Origin of the sequence: Streptomyces inhibens, from assembly GCF_022221585.1 — a bacterium.
Taxonomy (GTDB): Bacteria; Actinomycetota; Actinomycetes; order Streptomycetales; family Streptomycetaceae; genus Streptomyces; species Streptomyces inhibens.
Map to the genome: position 1 here is coordinate 7,497,542 of NZ_CP084681.1, position 14,027 is coordinate 7,511,568.

The window sequence follows — 14,027 nt, forward strand, 5'->3', positions numbered from 1 at the left end:
CCGCCTGAAGGACTCAGGCCCGCCAAGTCGGACGCTCATCCGCCACCTGAAGCACTCAGTCACACCGTGGCAGGGGCCCGGGTGTCATCGCTCCTCCGTGACCGTCCGCTGACCGCTCTTCGGGGCTCGTAAGCGGCGTACCTGCGGGGAGAGCAGGGCGGCACTCGTGGCCAGGACGATCAGTGCGGCGCAGCCGGCGAGCGTGTGGCCGATGCCGATCTGCGTCGCGATCGGGCCGGCGACCAGCAGGCCGAGGGGCGCGAAGGCCAGTGAGCCGAACCAGTCGTACGAGCTGACGCGGGACAGTGCCGCCTCGGGGACCTCCCGCTGGATGGTGGTCGCCCACAGCACCCCGAAGATGTCGGTGGCGATCCCGGCGCAGAACATGGCGAGCGCGATCAGCGGCACCGGGGCGCGTACGGCGAGCAGGGCGATCGGCAGGGCGACCGGGAACGTGGCCAATACGGCGACCAGCACCGGCCGGCGTACCCGTATTCGGGCGGCCAGTCCGGCGCCCGCGATGGTGCCCAGCGCCTGCGCGGCGACGATCAGCGACCAGGCCCGTGCGCCGCCCAGATCGCGTGCGGCCGCCAGCGGTCCGAGCACCCCGGCGTTGGCGTTGAGCGCGGCGACGACGACCGAGTACTGCGCGACGACGACCCAGAGCCATTGCCGCCCGGCGAACTCCCGCCAGCCGTCCCGTAGATCCGCCCACCCCGAAGTTGCCGCGCGGGGGCTCGCGGTGAGCCGAAGTCCTCGGATGAGTGCCGCGCTCACCAGGAAGGATGCGGCGTTGAGGGCCAGTGCCCAGCCGGCGCCGACGAGCGCGACGGTCACACCGGACAGCGCGAGCCCCAGCAGCATCGCGCTGTTCATACCGACCCGCAGCAGCCCGTTCGCCTGCTGTAGCCGCCCGGCGGGGACGATCAGCGGAATGACGCCGTCCATCGCGGGGGAGAAGAGCGCGGTGGCGGTACCTGCTAGCACCGCTAGCGCGCAGAGTGCCGACAGTGGCGCATGCCCCGAGAGCACCATGGCGGCGAGGCCGGCGTATGCGGCCGCACCGACGAGATCGGCGATGATCATCAGCCGGGAGCGCGACACCCGGTCCGCGATCACCCCGCCGATGAGGATGAACGCCAGCTGGGGCACCGCCTGACAGGCCAGCACCAGCGACAGCCGGCCGGGCCCGGCCCCCGGCAGCGCCAGCACCGCGAAGGACAGCGCGACCCGGGCGAAGCCGTTCCCGAGGACGGAGAGGGTACGGGCGGCGGCGAGCAGCGCGAAGCGTCGGTCGCGCCAGAGGGACGGGGGAGGGGATTCAGGGGGAGCGGCTTCGGGGGGAGCGGGTTCGGGAGGTGCGGTTTCAGGGGGAGCGGACGGAGATAAGTGCGGGCGCTGGCGTGGGGACACGGGTTCCGGGGTTTCCGTCACGGCGTCAGCGTAGGAGTCGAGTGCGCGGTCGCGCAGCGGTTGCACATCGATCGCGTAGGGAATCGCCTCCCGTTGCCGTGTCGTACGGACCAGACTGTGGTGATGACTTCAGCCCCGGAGCCCGGCGCACCCGTTGATCCCGACGCACCGGCCGGGGCCGGCCCACCAGCCGGGCCCGCCCCGCTACCCGAGCCGACCGCCCGCCTCCTGCACCGCTTTCTGGCATCCCTCCGATCCCGCCTCCCGCTGCGCGCGCTCTGGGCGCATGGATCGCTGGCCGGCGGCGACTACCGGCAAGGCCGCAGCGACCTCGACCTGATCGCACTCCTCGACCGCCCCTGCACGCCGGAGGAGGAGCGGCACCTGGGCGAGCTTCACAAGACCCTGGAGACGACGGACTCTCTCGCCGCGAAGCTGCACTGCAGCTACCTGGTCGCCGACGGGACGGCCGTCGACCCCGAACGCGATCACCTCACCTGGGCCCACCAGGAACTGATGCACCGTCCGGTCACCCCCGTCACCCGACGCGAACTCCACACGTTCGGCCGCGTCCTCCACGGTGAAGCCCCCGCCGCATTCCTCCCACCGGTGACCGATGCACAGCTCGCCGCCTTCGTTCTCACCGATCTGCGGGACTTCTGGCGGCCCGCCCTGGACCACCCGGAACGCTGGCTCCAGGACATCTGGGTCGACCTGGGGCTGCTGACCCTGGCCCGCGCCACGGTCACCTTGCGCGACGGCACGCTGATCAGCAAGGGCGAGGCGCTGGCCGTCCTCGACGAGCTCGGTGCCCCGAGGGACGTCGTCACGGACATCAGGAACCGCCGCTACGGGCCCCCGGCCTCAACACCCGCCTCAACACCCGCCTCAACACCCGCCTCAACACCCGCCCCAACACCCGCCCCAACACCCGCCCCAACACCGGTCCCGGCACCGCCCCCGGCCCCAACACCGCCGCAGCCCCCGACCCCTGCCCGCCCCCACCCGCCCCACTGGCCCACCCACCGCGCCGCCCTGACCCGAGCCTTCCTCGGCCCGGCGATCGACCGGACACTGGCGACGTACGGCGACACGCTGCCGACCCCGAACCCCATGCCCACCCCCATGCCCCTCCCCACCCCTACGCCCACCTCCACGCCCACCTCCACGTCCACGCCCCCGCCGAAGGCGCCCGACTAGGTCCTCTCCGGCGGAACTTGGCGGGGCGCGGCCCGCTGCCTGGTGGTGGCAACACCAGGCTCAGCACACACTCCCGTCCCACCGCGCCGCGCCGCCAGGATGGCGGCATGAGCCGACGCACCCTCTTGATCACCGGCGCGACCCAGGGCCTGGGCCGCGGCATCGCACACGACCTCGCCGCACGTGGCCACACCGTCCTGCTGCACGGCCGCGACCGCACCCGTCTGGACGCCGCGGCGGCCGAGCTCCGGGCCGCCGCCCCTGACGCCGTCGTACGCACCTACCTGGCCGATCTGGCCGACCTCGACCAGGTGCACGCGATGGCCGGCCGGATCCGGGCCGCCGAACCCCGGCTCGACGGCCTGGTCAACAACGCCGTCGCGGGCGGCGGCGCCGATCCGCTCCGGCGGGAGCTGAGCCGGCAGGGGTACGAGCTGCGGTTCGCCGTGAACCACCTCGCCCCCTATGCCCTCACCCGCGATCTGCTGCCGCTGCTCACCGCGTCGGCGCCCGCCCGCGTGGTCAATGTCGCCTCGATCGGGCAGGAGGCCATCGACTTCGACAACGTCATGCTGGAGCGGGACTACGAGGGACTGCGTGCCTACTGCCGCAGCAAACTCGCGCTGATCATGGCCACTTTCGAGCTCGCCGCCGAACTCGACGGCACCGGCGTCACGGTCAACACCCTCCACCCGGCGCACCTGATGGACACCAACGGGGTGCGCGAGTACGGCCTGACTCCGGCCACCAGCATCGACGAGGGAGTACGGCCGACCGTACGGCTGCTCCTCGACCCGGAGCTCGACTCCACCACCGGCCGCTACTTCGACCAGTTCGCCGACACCCGGGCGCACGACCAGGCCTACGACGCCGACGCTCGGAAACGCCTGATGAAGCTGACCGACGCCCTCATCAACCAGCCCGCTCAACGCCCCTGACGTCCCCCAACGCCCCTTCCACCCCCAGCTCTTGATCCAGCTTGGCCACCAGGGGCGAGGCATACGGAGGCGCGCAGTCCTCGGCCCACCGTTCCACCTGTCGCAGAAACCCCCGCAACTTCTGCTGTACATCCCCCAGCAGGGTGGGCAGTTCGGCGACGGAGAGTTCGATGGGCCGGCGGGCGGATCCCCCTGCCGACTCCGTGTGCCCGCCCGGCCACAGGTGGACGACCGAACCGAGATGCTCGACCCGCGGTTCGGGGGAGTGGCCGAGCCAGGGCGTCTCCCCGTGCGTGAAATCCAGCCAGTCCCGCCAGCTTTCCAGGCCGAAGCAACAGCCGGGATACACCGTGGAGTTGGTGGCCGGGTCCTGGATGCGGAGGCCGCCCTGGGCGATGACGCACTCGGCCTCGGTCAGGCGGCGGATCAGCTCGGCGGCGTTCCCGGCGGGCGCGTCCGTAGCGTCGTTGTACATGGCGAGCGACGCCAGCGCCGTACCCACCTCCAGCCGCGACAGCCCGCCGGAGAGCGCCAGATGGCCGCACGCGGGTGGGTCCGCGACCGGCCACAGCGTGAAGCCGGTGGCTTCGGACGTCTCCAGTACGGGATCCAGCGTCAGCATGCCTTCATTGTGGCCGCACTGCTTAGGGCAACCGCAGCGCTTATGGCAACCGCAGCGCTTAGGGCAACCGCACCGGGGACCGCGACCGCACGGGGGCTGGACCAGGGCGTGTGAAACGGGGCAATTGCCTTGACCTACATTGACGGTGTGATCACTCGCCCCTCCCACAGCGAAGCCCCGTCCCGCCCCCGCGCTCTCTCGCGCCCCCGCGCCCTCGCGCTCAGCGCCGTACCTCTCGTGGCGCTGCTGGCCGTCGCCGGGTTCGCGCCGCTGCCGTACTCCGTCGCGCGGCCCGGCCGGACCACGGATGTGCTGGGTACGCACCGCGGCGGCGAGGTGATCTCCATCAGCGGCGCGCCGGTGCGCAAGACCTCCGGTCAGCTGCGGATGGTGGCGATCCAGGCGACCGCGCCACGGGTCGATATCCGCCTGGGAGAGGTGATCGACGGGTGGTTGCGCGAGGATCGTGCGGTGATGCCCAGAGATGCCGTCTTTCCTCCGGGTAAGTCCGACGCGGAGATCGAGAAGCACAACATCGCGGAGATGAAGTCCTCGCAGCACGCCGCCACCGCGGCCGCGCTCGGATTTCTCAAGAAGGACCCGGACCGGGTGAAGGTGGCGCTCAGGCTGGAGGACGTCGGCGGGCCCAGCGCCGGGCTGATGTTCTCGCTGGGCATCGTCGACAAGCTGGACGGCGACGGCAGCGGCGGCGATCTCACCGGCGGCCGCACCATCGCCGGAACGGGGACGATCGAGGCCGACGGGACGGTGGGCGCGGTCGGCGGGGCGGCGCTGAAGACGCAGGCGGCCAAGCGCGACGGGGCGAGCGTCTTCCTCGTACCGAAGGCGGAGTGCGCACAGGTGCGGCCCGCCCCGGACGGGCTGCGGCTGATCCCTGTCACCACCCTCAAGAACGCGGTGCAGGCACTGCGCGCGCTGGCGAAGGGCGGGGCGGGCGGCTCGGTCCCCAGCTGCTGACCCGGCCGCCTGCCGCCTTGGGCCCGCCGTCCGTCAGTCGTCGAGGATCGTCAGATCCAGCCGGTTCAGCCGCGCCAGGTCGGCGAGGATATTGATCTCGACGATCTTCCCGTGGGTGATGGTGAAGCCCATGATGGAGAACGGCTGCCCGCCCTGTGCCGTGACGAGCCCCGGCGCGCCGTTGACGAGCGCAGGCCGCGCGAAGTGGGCGAACCGCGAGAAGGTCAGCGCCTGCTCGACGACCGCACGTGCGCCCCGCACCAGCTTCGACAGGCCCGCGGGCGCGGCGCCGGCGTCCGCGCGCAGCACCACGTCAGGGTCGAGGACCGCGAGAAGTGCCTCGAAATCGCCACCGCGCGAGGCGGCGAGGAACGCGTCGACCACTTCCCGCTGGCGGGTGAGATCGGTGTCGGGGGCCGGGGCGGTGCCCTGGACACGGCGGCGGGCGCGGCTGGCGAGCTGCCGGGCGGCGGCGGGGGTGCGGTCGACGATGGGCGCGATCTCGTCGAAGGGCACCGCGAACATGTCGTGCAGCACGAAGGCGAGCCGCTCGATGGGGGTGAGGGTCTCCAGGACCACCAGGAGCGCGAGGCCCACCGAATCGGCCACCAGCGCCTCATGCTCCGGGTCGACGGTGTCCAGACGGCTCACGATCGGCTCGGGGACATGCACATCGAGCGGATCCTCGCGCCGCGACTTGCGCATCCGCAGCTGGTCCAGGCACACGCGTCCGACGATCGTCGTCAGCCAGCCGCCCAGATTCTCCACACCGCTCACACCGGACCGGCTCAGCCGCAGCCAGGCCTCCTGGACGGCGTCATCCGCCTCGGTCAGGGAGCCGAGCATCCGGTAGGCCACCGCCCTCAGATGCCCGCGGTTCTCCTCGAACCGCTCCGCCAGCCACTCGTGGTCGTTCATCAACTTCCTGCCTCCCCGTCGAAGTCCGTCATTGTTCATGACGCACACGGCCGGCCAAATGTGACACGAGGAAGAGGAGAACGTGGAAGAAGTGGCGGAAGAGAGGAAAGGGAATGAAGTGACATGGCCGGCAGCCCGCTCACCGATCTGCTCGCCGGGCTGTTCATCGCCCCGCTCGCTGACCCGCTCCGGCCGGTGTCCTGTGCCATCGATGGTTGATCTCGTGTCATCGAATTTTGCGTGGCGTGGGTCAGTGAGTCATATGCCGGACTCAGCGCCCGGGCGGACGGTAGCGGGTGGTGTAAAGCGGTGGCCTTTGTCGTCGGAGAAGTCGCCGACAACGTCCCTCATGAGCCGGACTCCCCTTTGCACCCGGGCGTGGTCGCGCCGTTTGGTGTGCCGGGAGAGGGATTGGTCGCTGAGATCGCGGACCCAGGAGTTTCCATCGGCGTCCGTGAAGATGACAGCCGGCGCAGCACTGACGCTTGTGTCGGTCGTCTGTTGGCCGGCGGCGAGGACATGTTCGATCATCCAGGCGCCCTCGACGTCGGCCTCGACCTCTTCGGCGTAGTGACGGCCGACTACGTACACCTGGTAGACAGGGCGTTCGGCGGTGTTGTGGACCGTTACGTCGCTGACGGTCCCTTCCAAGGGCTCGTGCGTACTCTCGGCCCAGCAGGCGACGCGGGCCGCATCGGTGCGCCGATCCTTCCTCCGGTCGTTCAGGATGATGAAGAGAGTCGCGGCCAGAGCTCCGGTAGTGCCGATGGCGCTGAGCCAGGCGGGAACCGTGCCCCGGTCCAGGGACCTGATCCAGCCGAGGAAGGCCAGGTACTCCTCGTTATCCGTGCTGGCCGGGCTGGTAGTCGCCGGCGGGCTGCTGGGTGATGACGTTCAGGCGGTTGAAGGCGTTGATGACGGCGATGACGCACACCAGGGCGGCGAGCTGGTCCTCGTCGTAGTGCTTGGCGGCATTCGCCCAGGCCTCGTCGGTGACGCCACCGGCCGCGTCGGCGATGCGGGTGCCCTGCTCCGCCAGTTCCAGGGCGGCGCGCTCGGCATCGGTGAAGACCTTGGCCTCCCGCCAGGCCGCGACCAGGTTGAGGCGCACCGAGGTCTCCCCGGCGTGCGCGGCCTCCTTGGTGTGCATGTCGATGCAGCCGGCGCAGCCGTTGATCTGACTGGCGCGGAGCCTCACCAGCTCCTGCGTCGCGCTCGGCAGCGTCGAGTCCGCGAGCGCGTTGTTCGCCGCGATGATGTGCTTGAGGGCCTTGGTTGCGACAGGGCTGTCGAGGGGGTTCAAGCGAGCATCCATGGTGCACTCCTTGCCGTTGTCGGTGCTTGCACCTTTTGGACGGAACAGCTCGGTGAGATGTGACATGAGCGAACGTGACGTGCGTCTCCCCTCTCGCGCCGTGGCAGAGGCCACCTACGACGACGTTCACCGCGTTTCGGCCGGGCGGAATCCGACGACAGGGTCCAGCGCCGGGAACGGCTGAAGCAGGGGGAGACGTTGGCCTGGCATGGTTCTGATGCTGATCGTCTCGGTGCTCATGGCGTCCGTGATCGTCGTGCCGTTACTACTGTCCGGCGCCCGGCGTCTGGTGCTGCGCACCGGTCGTCCTGTGTGGCTGCGGCAGGTCGTGGTCCGAATGACGACGGGCGGCGCCGGAATCGGCGCCGGAGCGGCTGTCGCCGACGAGCTGGCCGCCGCCCTGAACCCGAACAAGCGGGTGGAGATGGAACAGCGCCGAACGGACCAGTTGGTACGTCATGACAGCGAGGCCGGTGCACCACCGCACGCCACTGATGTGGACCTGGCGGCGGGGCGGGCGGTAATCAGGCGCCGCTAGGGCCTGTCCGATGGGTCATGGCCGGGCCCGCGGCGTCTGGTGCGGCACCTCGCGGCGTTGCCGAAACGTCCCAATAGCTCCGCTATCGAGCCGCTCCGGCGCCTTGCGATGCACCGCACCAGACGCCGCGGCCTATCCGACCCTGACCCATCGGACAGGCCCTAGGTGTACTCGGCCAAGAGGTTGGTGACCCGCGTCGGTAGTTGATCAAGAAGAGACCTCCGGGCGTAGTGGAGATGCCTGTCTTCACCACAACCGGAGGTCTTGATGGCCCACGCTAATGCCCGGCTGACCTTTCACGGCAGATGCCTTCTGGTGCGCCGTGTCGTCCACGACCGACGTCCGGTGGCGCATGTGGCCAAGGAACTGGGAGTCTCCCGGCAGTGCGCGCACCGATGGGTGGCACGCTTCCGGGCCGAAGGCTGGAGCGGCCTGCACGACCGCTCCAGCCGCCCCCACACCTGCCCGAGGCGTACTCCCGCACACATCGAGGCCGCAGTGCTCAGCGCACGGCACGTCCACCGGCGGGGGCCGGACTTCCTCGCCGCCGAAACCGGTGTCCCCGCACGGACTGTGACCCGCATCCTGAGCCGCCATCACATGCCTCGCCTGGCATCCTGCGACCCGCTGACCGGACAGCCCATCCGCGCCGAACGCCGCAGCCACGCCCGCTACGAACGTGCCCGGCCCGGGGAACTCGTCCACCTTGACGTCAAGAAGATCGGACGGATCCCGGACGGCGGAGGATGGCGGGCCCACGGCCGCCAAGCCGGCAAGACCTACGCGCAAAAGCAGGCCAGGATCGGCTACGACTACGTCCACGCCGCCGTCGACGACCACTCCCGGCTGGCCTACGCCGAGATCCATGCTGATGAGAAGGCCGACACCTGCGCCGGCTTCCTCACCCGCGCTGCCGGCTTCTTCGCAGCCCGTGGCATCGGCCGCATCGAGCGCGTCATCACCGACAACGCCTGGGCCTACCGCAAGAGCACCGCCTTCCGCCGGGCCGTGGCCGACCTCGGTGCCCAGCAGCGGTTCATCCGTCCCCACTGCCCCTGGACCAACGGCAAGGTCGAACGCTTCAACCGCACCCTGCAAACCGAATGGGCCTACCACCAGGTGTTCACCAGCAACACCGAACGCGCCCAGGCCCTGGCGCCGTGGCTGAGCTTCTACAACACTCGACGCCGACACACCGCGCTCGAAGGCCAGCCCCCGATCAGCCGACTGTCACCAAAGTCATGACCGAGTACACCTAGGGCCCCCGAGGAGGAGGCGTTCAAGGACGCTCCACCCGGCGCCCAACTCGGTGCGACGGCGCCGCCCACCGTCGAAGAAGTCCAGGTCGAAGGCGCTGAGCACGGGATCGCCGTACGTAGGTAACGGTTCCCCACCGTCTCCCCAGGCAGTCACAGCCCACAGTGGCCACTCAACCTTCGCTGAGAAAACCTGGCGGTCACCAATCTTCGCTGACAATGCTCAACCTCGCTGCGACAGGTCGGCCGGTGTCCGTTCTCACAGAAGCCAGTCCCTGTCTCATCCAATCCAGTCGGGATACGGCTGGCTTCTGCGTATCCCCCAACGCGGGACTGGTGCCCGACGCCCGGTACTCATGGGTGGCGATCGCGGGGGGACGCATTGAGCATGTGCGCTCAGGGGAGTTGAGTACGCGACCGGATCACCACACGCGGGGCGGTGCGCTGGGATGAGGACATGAACCCCGCTCCGCAGCCCGGCGCAGCGCGCGTCGTCACCAGATGGTCCGTCGCCGGACTCGTCCTGCTCGTGCCGACCGTCGTCGTCGCGTGGATCGCCGTACTCAGCACCTATCGCGGCGGCCGCTGCCTGACGTACGGCGAGCAGTGCTCGACGGTCCCGGGCGAGGCCCTCTACGGCTGCTTCTGGGGCGCCCTCGCGGCCGGTCTTCTGGCACTGGTGTGGCCCCGAGCCAGGTGGACGGGCGCCAGGGTGGGGGTCGTCCTGCTGCAGTGGGGTGCTCAGATCACGCTGGGCGCGCTCATCCTCAGTGGCGCGTGACGTCCCCCTCCGCAGGCCACGCCGATGGCAGCCGGTCAGGGCATGACCCCGCCGCGACGATGTACTAGAGTTATCTCGACATCGAGATATCTGCCGAGAGGCGTACCGCTGCCGCGCCAGTAAGGCGTGCCTAACTAAGGCTTACCTTAGCGGATGGGGCAAGGGCCTGTGACGCAGGATTGCGGTGGTACGCGCGAATTTCATGCATGAAGGAGACTGTCGTGTCGGCGAACAGCTTCGACGCCCGCAGCACGCTGCAGGTGGGCGACGAGTCGTACGAGATCTTCCGGCTGGACAAGGTCGAGGGCTCCGCCCGTCTGCCTTACAGCCTGAAGGTGCTGCTGGAGAACCTGCTCCGCACCGAGGACGGTGCGAACATCACCGCCGACCACATCCGGGCGCTCGGCGGCTGGGATTCGCAGGCCCAGCCCAGCCAGGAGATCCAGTTCACGCCGGCCCGCGTGATCATGCAGGACTTCACCGGCGTGCCCTGTGTCGTGGACCTCGCGACCATGCGTGAGGCCGTGAAGGAGCTGGGCGGCGACCCGGCGAAGATCAACCCGCTCGCGCCGGCCGAGCTGGTCATCGACCACTCCGTCATCGCCGACAAGTTCGGCACCAACGACGCGTTCGCGCAGAACGTCGAGCTGGAGTACGGCCGTAACAAGGAGCGCTACCAGTTCCTGCGCTGGGGCCAGACCGCGTTCGACGAGTTCAAGGTCGTCCCGCCCGGCACCGGCATCGTCCACCAGGTCAACATCGAGCACCTGGCCCGTACGGTCATGGTCCGAGGCGGCCAGGCCTACCCGGACACCCTCGTCGGCACCGACTCGCACACCACCATGGTCAACGGCCTCGGCGTGCTGGGCTGGGGCGTCGGCGGCATCGAGGCCGAGGCCGCGATGCTCGGCCAGCCGGTCTCGATGCTCATCCCGCGCGTCGTCGGCTTCAAGCTGACCGGTGAGCTGAAGCCGGGCACGACCGCCACCGACCTCGTGCTGACCATCACCGAGATGCTGCGCAAGCACGGTGTCGTCGGCAAGTTCGTCGAGTTCTACGGCGAGGGTGTGGCCGCCACCTCGCTCGCCAACCGCGCCACCATCGGCAACATGTCGCCGGAGTTCGGCTCCACCGCCGCGATCTTCCCGATCGACGACGAGACCCTGAAGTACCTGCGCCTGACCGGCCGCGACGAGCAGCAGGTCGCGCTCGTCGAGGCGTACGCCAAGGAGCAGGGCCTCTGGCTGGACCCGGCCGCCGAGCCGGACTTCTCCGAGAAGCTGGAGCTGGACCTGTCGACGGTCGTCCCGTCGATCGCCGGCCCGAAGCGCCCGCAGGACCGCATCGTCCTGGCCAACGCCGCCACGCAGTTCGAGCGCGACGTCCTCAACTACGTCTCGACCGCCGATGAGTCGGGCGAGGAGTCCTTCCCGGCCTCCGACTCCCCGGCCGCCGCCGACGGTGTGCCGACCCGTCTGACCACGGTCACCGCCCCCGACGGTTCGACGTACGAGATCGACCACGGCGCCGTCACCGTCGCCGCGATCACCTCCTGCACCAACACCTCGAACCCGTACGTCATGGTCGCCGCCGCCCTGGTGGCCAAGAAGGCGGTCGAGAAGGGCCTGACCCGCAAGCCGTGGGTCAAGACCACCCTCGCCCCGGGCTCCAAGGTCGTCACCGACTACTTCGACAAGGCGGGGCTCACCCCCTACCTCGACAAGGTCGGCTTCAACCTCGTCGGCTACGGCTGCACCACCTGCATCGGCAACTCCGGCCCGCTGCCGGAGGAGGTCTCCAAGGCCGTCAACGAGCACGACCTGGCCGTGACCTCGGTGCTCTCCGGCAACCGTAACTTCGAGGGCCGGATCAACCCCGACGTCAAGATGAACTACCTCGCCTCCCCGCCGCTGGTCGTCGCGTACGCCCTCGCCGGTTCGATGAAGGTGGACATCACCAAGGACGCGCTCGGCACCGACCAGGACGGCAAGCCGGTCTACCTGGCCGACATCTGGCCGACCGAGGCCGAGGTCAACGACGTCGTGGCCAACGCCATCGGCGAGGACATGTTCAACAAGTCCTACCAGGACGTCTTCGCGGGCGACGCCCAGTGGCAGGCGCTGCCGATCCCGACCGGCAACACCTTCGAGTGGGACCCCGAGTCGACCTACGTCCGTAAGCCCCCGTACTTCGAGGGCATGACGATGGAGACCACGCCGGTCAGCGACATCGCCGGTGCGCGCGTCCTCGCCAAGCTGGGCGACTCGGTCACCACCGACCACATCTCCCCGGCCGGTGCGATCAAGGCCGACACCCCGGCCGGCAAGTACCTCACCGAGCACGGTGTGGAGCGTCGTGACTTCAACTCCTACGGCTCGCGCCGTGGTAACCACGAGGTCATGATCCGCGGCACCTTCGCCAACATCCGCCTGCGCAACCAGATCGCGCCGGGCACCGAGGGCGGCTACACCCGCGACTTCACCCAGGCGGACGCTCCCGTCTCCTTCATCTACGACGCGTCGCAGAACTACCAGGCCGCCGGCGTCCCGCTGGTCATCCTGGCCGGCAAGGAGTACGGCTCCGGCTCGTCCCGCGACTGGGCCGCCAAGGGCACCGCGCTGCTCGGCGTCAAGGCCGTCATCGCCGAGTCCTACGAGCGCATCCACCGCTCGAACCTCATCGGCATGGGCGTCCTGCCGCTGCAGTTCCCGGAGGGCGCGTCCGCCGAGTCCCTCGGTCTGACCGGTGAGGAGACCTTCTCCTTCACGGGCGTCACCGAGCTGAACAACGGCACCACGCCGCGCACGGTCAAGGTCACCACCGACACCGGCGTGGAGTTCGACGCGGTCGTCCGCATCGACACCCCCGGCGAGGCGGACTACTACCGCAACGGCGGCATCATGCAGTACGTGCTGCGGTCGCTGATCCGCAAGTAGGTCCCCGCAACACCACGACGGGCCGCACTCCCTCGACCGAGGGGGTGCGGCCCGTCCGCGTACCGGTGGCCCGGGCGGCCCGGTCTCAGAACATCAGACGGTAGCTGCCGAAGGAGCCGTGTGCCTTGACGGGCTTGGCGTACGGCGCGGATTCCTTGCCGGTGCCCTGGTAGATGTACAGCGTGCCGTTGCCGGCGCGGGCCAGCAGATCGGCGATGCCGTCGCGGTTCACATCGCCGCTGGAGTGCAGGTAGTTGTAGCTGTTCCAGCCCCCGCCGATCTTCTTGCGGGACGCGAACGGCGCCTTGGGGTCGCCGGTGCCCTTGTAGAGCCAGAGCACCCCCGCCTTGTCCTTGGCCACGATGTCGGCACGGCCGTCACCGGTGAGGTCGCCCTGTCCGGCGAGCTGGGTGTAGCCGCCCCACCCGGCGCCGACCCGGATCCGCGGGGTCACCGTGCCGTCGGGGCGGGCCAGGTAGACCCACAGCACACCGGCCTTGTCGACGGCGAGGATGTCCGACTCCTTGGCGCCGCCGACGGTGCCGGGGGAGAGGACCTTGGAGTAGATCTGCCAACCGCCGCCGATGGTGCGGGTCTTCACCATGCCGTCGGCATCGGTGTAGGTGAACGACAGGGCGCCGTTGTTCATCCAGTAGTAGGTGGCGTCGCCGTAGCCGTCCTTGTCGTTGTCGACCTGGGCCGCGGCCTTGAGGTACTTGAAGTCCCCGATGTCATCGCCGTCGAAGATCTTGTCACGGGGGCCGAAGTTCCCCGTGCGGTCCGGCGCGTACATGAAGAGACTGCCGTCCCGCTCGACACCGTCCAGGACGAAGAAGAACGGGGTGTTGTACACCGTGCCGGCCGCGGCCTTGCCGCGCTCGGGGGTGGCCGCTGCCGTGAGCCGCGAGGCGTCGGCCGGTGCGGGGCTGTCGGCCAGCGCGGTGGCCGCGGTCGAACCTGCCAGCGTGGTGGCTAGCGCAACGGCCGCGAGCCGGGCAAGGGTGCGTCCGCGCCGACGGCCGAAGGGAAGTATCACCTGATGTCTCCCAGTATTCAGATAAGAGACGTGACGCGCCCCATAAGGGACGCGTCACGTGATCATCTGAATAGTTCCACAGGAACCCCACCGGTC

13 protein-coding genes are annotated in these 14,027 nt (G+C 69.5%); 7 read left to right on the plus strand and 6 right to left on the minus strand.

The features are described from left to right. Nucleotides 1-84 precede the first annotated feature (84 nt). Complete coding sequence (locus KI385_RS33720) at nucleotides 85-1,479, minus strand: MFS transporter (RefSeq protein ID WP_342593487.1); 1,395 nt, start codon at nucleotides 1,477-1,479, stop codon at nucleotides 85-87. A 57-nt stretch (nucleotides 1,480-1,536) separates the two neighbouring features. Here KI385_RS33720 and KI385_RS33725 point away from each other — a divergent pair, with 57 nt between their 5' ends. Further along, complete coding sequence (locus tag KI385_RS33725; protein ID WP_425357005.1) at nucleotides 1,537-2,613, plus strand: nucleotidyltransferase domain-containing protein; 1,077 nt, start codon at nucleotides 1,537-1,539, stop codon at nucleotides 2,611-2,613. A gap of 107 nt (nucleotides 2,614-2,720) precedes the next feature. Continuing rightward, nucleotides 2,721-3,551: an SDR family NAD(P)-dependent oxidoreductase gene (locus tag KI385_RS33730; protein ID WP_238575842.1), complete on the plus strand. Its 831-nt coding sequence runs from the start codon at nucleotides 2,721-2,723 to the stop codon at nucleotides 3,549-3,551. Here KI385_RS33730 and KI385_RS33735 read toward each other — a convergent pair. Then, complete coding sequence (locus KI385_RS33735) at nucleotides 3,526-4,173, minus strand: hypothetical protein (protein WP_238575843.1); 648 nt, start codon at nucleotides 4,171-4,173, stop codon at nucleotides 3,526-3,528. The genes KI385_RS33730 and KI385_RS33735 overlap by 26 nt on opposite strands. Before the next feature lie 147 nt (nucleotides 4,174-4,320). Between KI385_RS33735 and KI385_RS33740 the strand changes: the two genes are divergently transcribed. Beyond that, nucleotides 4,321-5,151 (plus strand): S16 family serine protease, encoded by an 831-nt coding sequence (locus KI385_RS33740; RefSeq protein ID WP_238575844.1) that lies wholly within the window; start codon nucleotides 4,321-4,323, stop codon nucleotides 5,149-5,151. A 33-nt stretch (nucleotides 5,152-5,184) separates the two neighbouring features. Here the strand turns inward: KI385_RS33740 and KI385_RS33745 are convergent, their stop codons facing one another. The 3 genes from KI385_RS33745 to KI385_RS33755 all read right to left on the minus strand — a co-directional run bounded on the left by KI385_RS33745 (nucleotide 5,185) and on the right by KI385_RS33755 (nucleotide 7,384). Then, entirely contained in the window at nucleotides 5,185-6,069 is an 885-nt protein-coding gene (locus KI385_RS33745) for a sigma-70 family RNA polymerase sigma factor (protein WP_238575845.1), read from the minus strand. 258 nt (nucleotides 6,070-6,327) lie between these two features. Then, entirely contained in the window at nucleotides 6,328-6,720 is a 393-nt protein-coding gene (locus tag KI385_RS33750; protein ID WP_238575846.1) for a hypothetical protein, read from the minus strand. 190 nt (nucleotides 6,721-6,910) lie between these two features. Continuing rightward, entirely contained in the window at nucleotides 6,911-7,384 is a 474-nt protein-coding gene (locus KI385_RS33755) for a carboxymuconolactone decarboxylase family protein (protein ID WP_238575847.1), read from the minus strand. 217 nt (nucleotides 7,385-7,601) lie between these two features. On the opposite strand from KI385_RS33755, the gene KI385_RS33760 reads away from it, so the two are divergent. From KI385_RS33760 to acnA, 4 genes are all read left to right on the plus strand, one after another. After that, on the plus strand, nucleotides 7,602-7,922 hold the full coding sequence (locus KI385_RS33760) for a DUF6191 domain-containing protein (RefSeq protein WP_238575848.1): 321 nt from the start codon (nucleotides 7,602-7,604) through the stop codon (nucleotides 7,920-7,922). A 267-nt stretch (nucleotides 7,923-8,189) separates the two neighbouring features. Beyond that, nucleotides 8,190-9,167 (plus strand): IS481 family transposase, encoded by a 978-nt coding sequence (locus KI385_RS33765; RefSeq protein ID WP_238575849.1) that lies wholly within the window; start codon nucleotides 8,190-8,192, stop codon nucleotides 9,165-9,167. 468 nt (nucleotides 9,168-9,635) lie between these two features. Then, nucleotides 9,636-9,959, plus strand: coding sequence for a hypothetical protein (locus KI385_RS33770; protein ID WP_238575850.1), 324 nt, complete (start codon nucleotides 9,636-9,638; stop codon nucleotides 9,957-9,959). A 221-nt stretch (nucleotides 9,960-10,180) separates the two neighbouring features. Beyond that, entirely contained in the window at nucleotides 10,181-12,895 is a 2,715-nt protein-coding gene (gene acnA / locus KI385_RS33775; RefSeq protein ID WP_281066931.1) for an aconitate hydratase AcnA, read from the plus strand. An 85-nt stretch (nucleotides 12,896-12,980) separates the two neighbouring features. On the opposite strand, the gene KI385_RS33780 is transcribed toward acnA, so the two are convergent. Beyond that, nucleotides 12,981-13,931, minus strand: a complete 951-nt coding sequence (locus tag KI385_RS33780; protein WP_238575852.1) for an FG-GAP repeat domain-containing protein — start codon at nucleotides 13,929-13,931, stop codon at nucleotides 12,981-12,983. Nucleotides 13,932-14,027 lie beyond the last annotated feature (96 nt).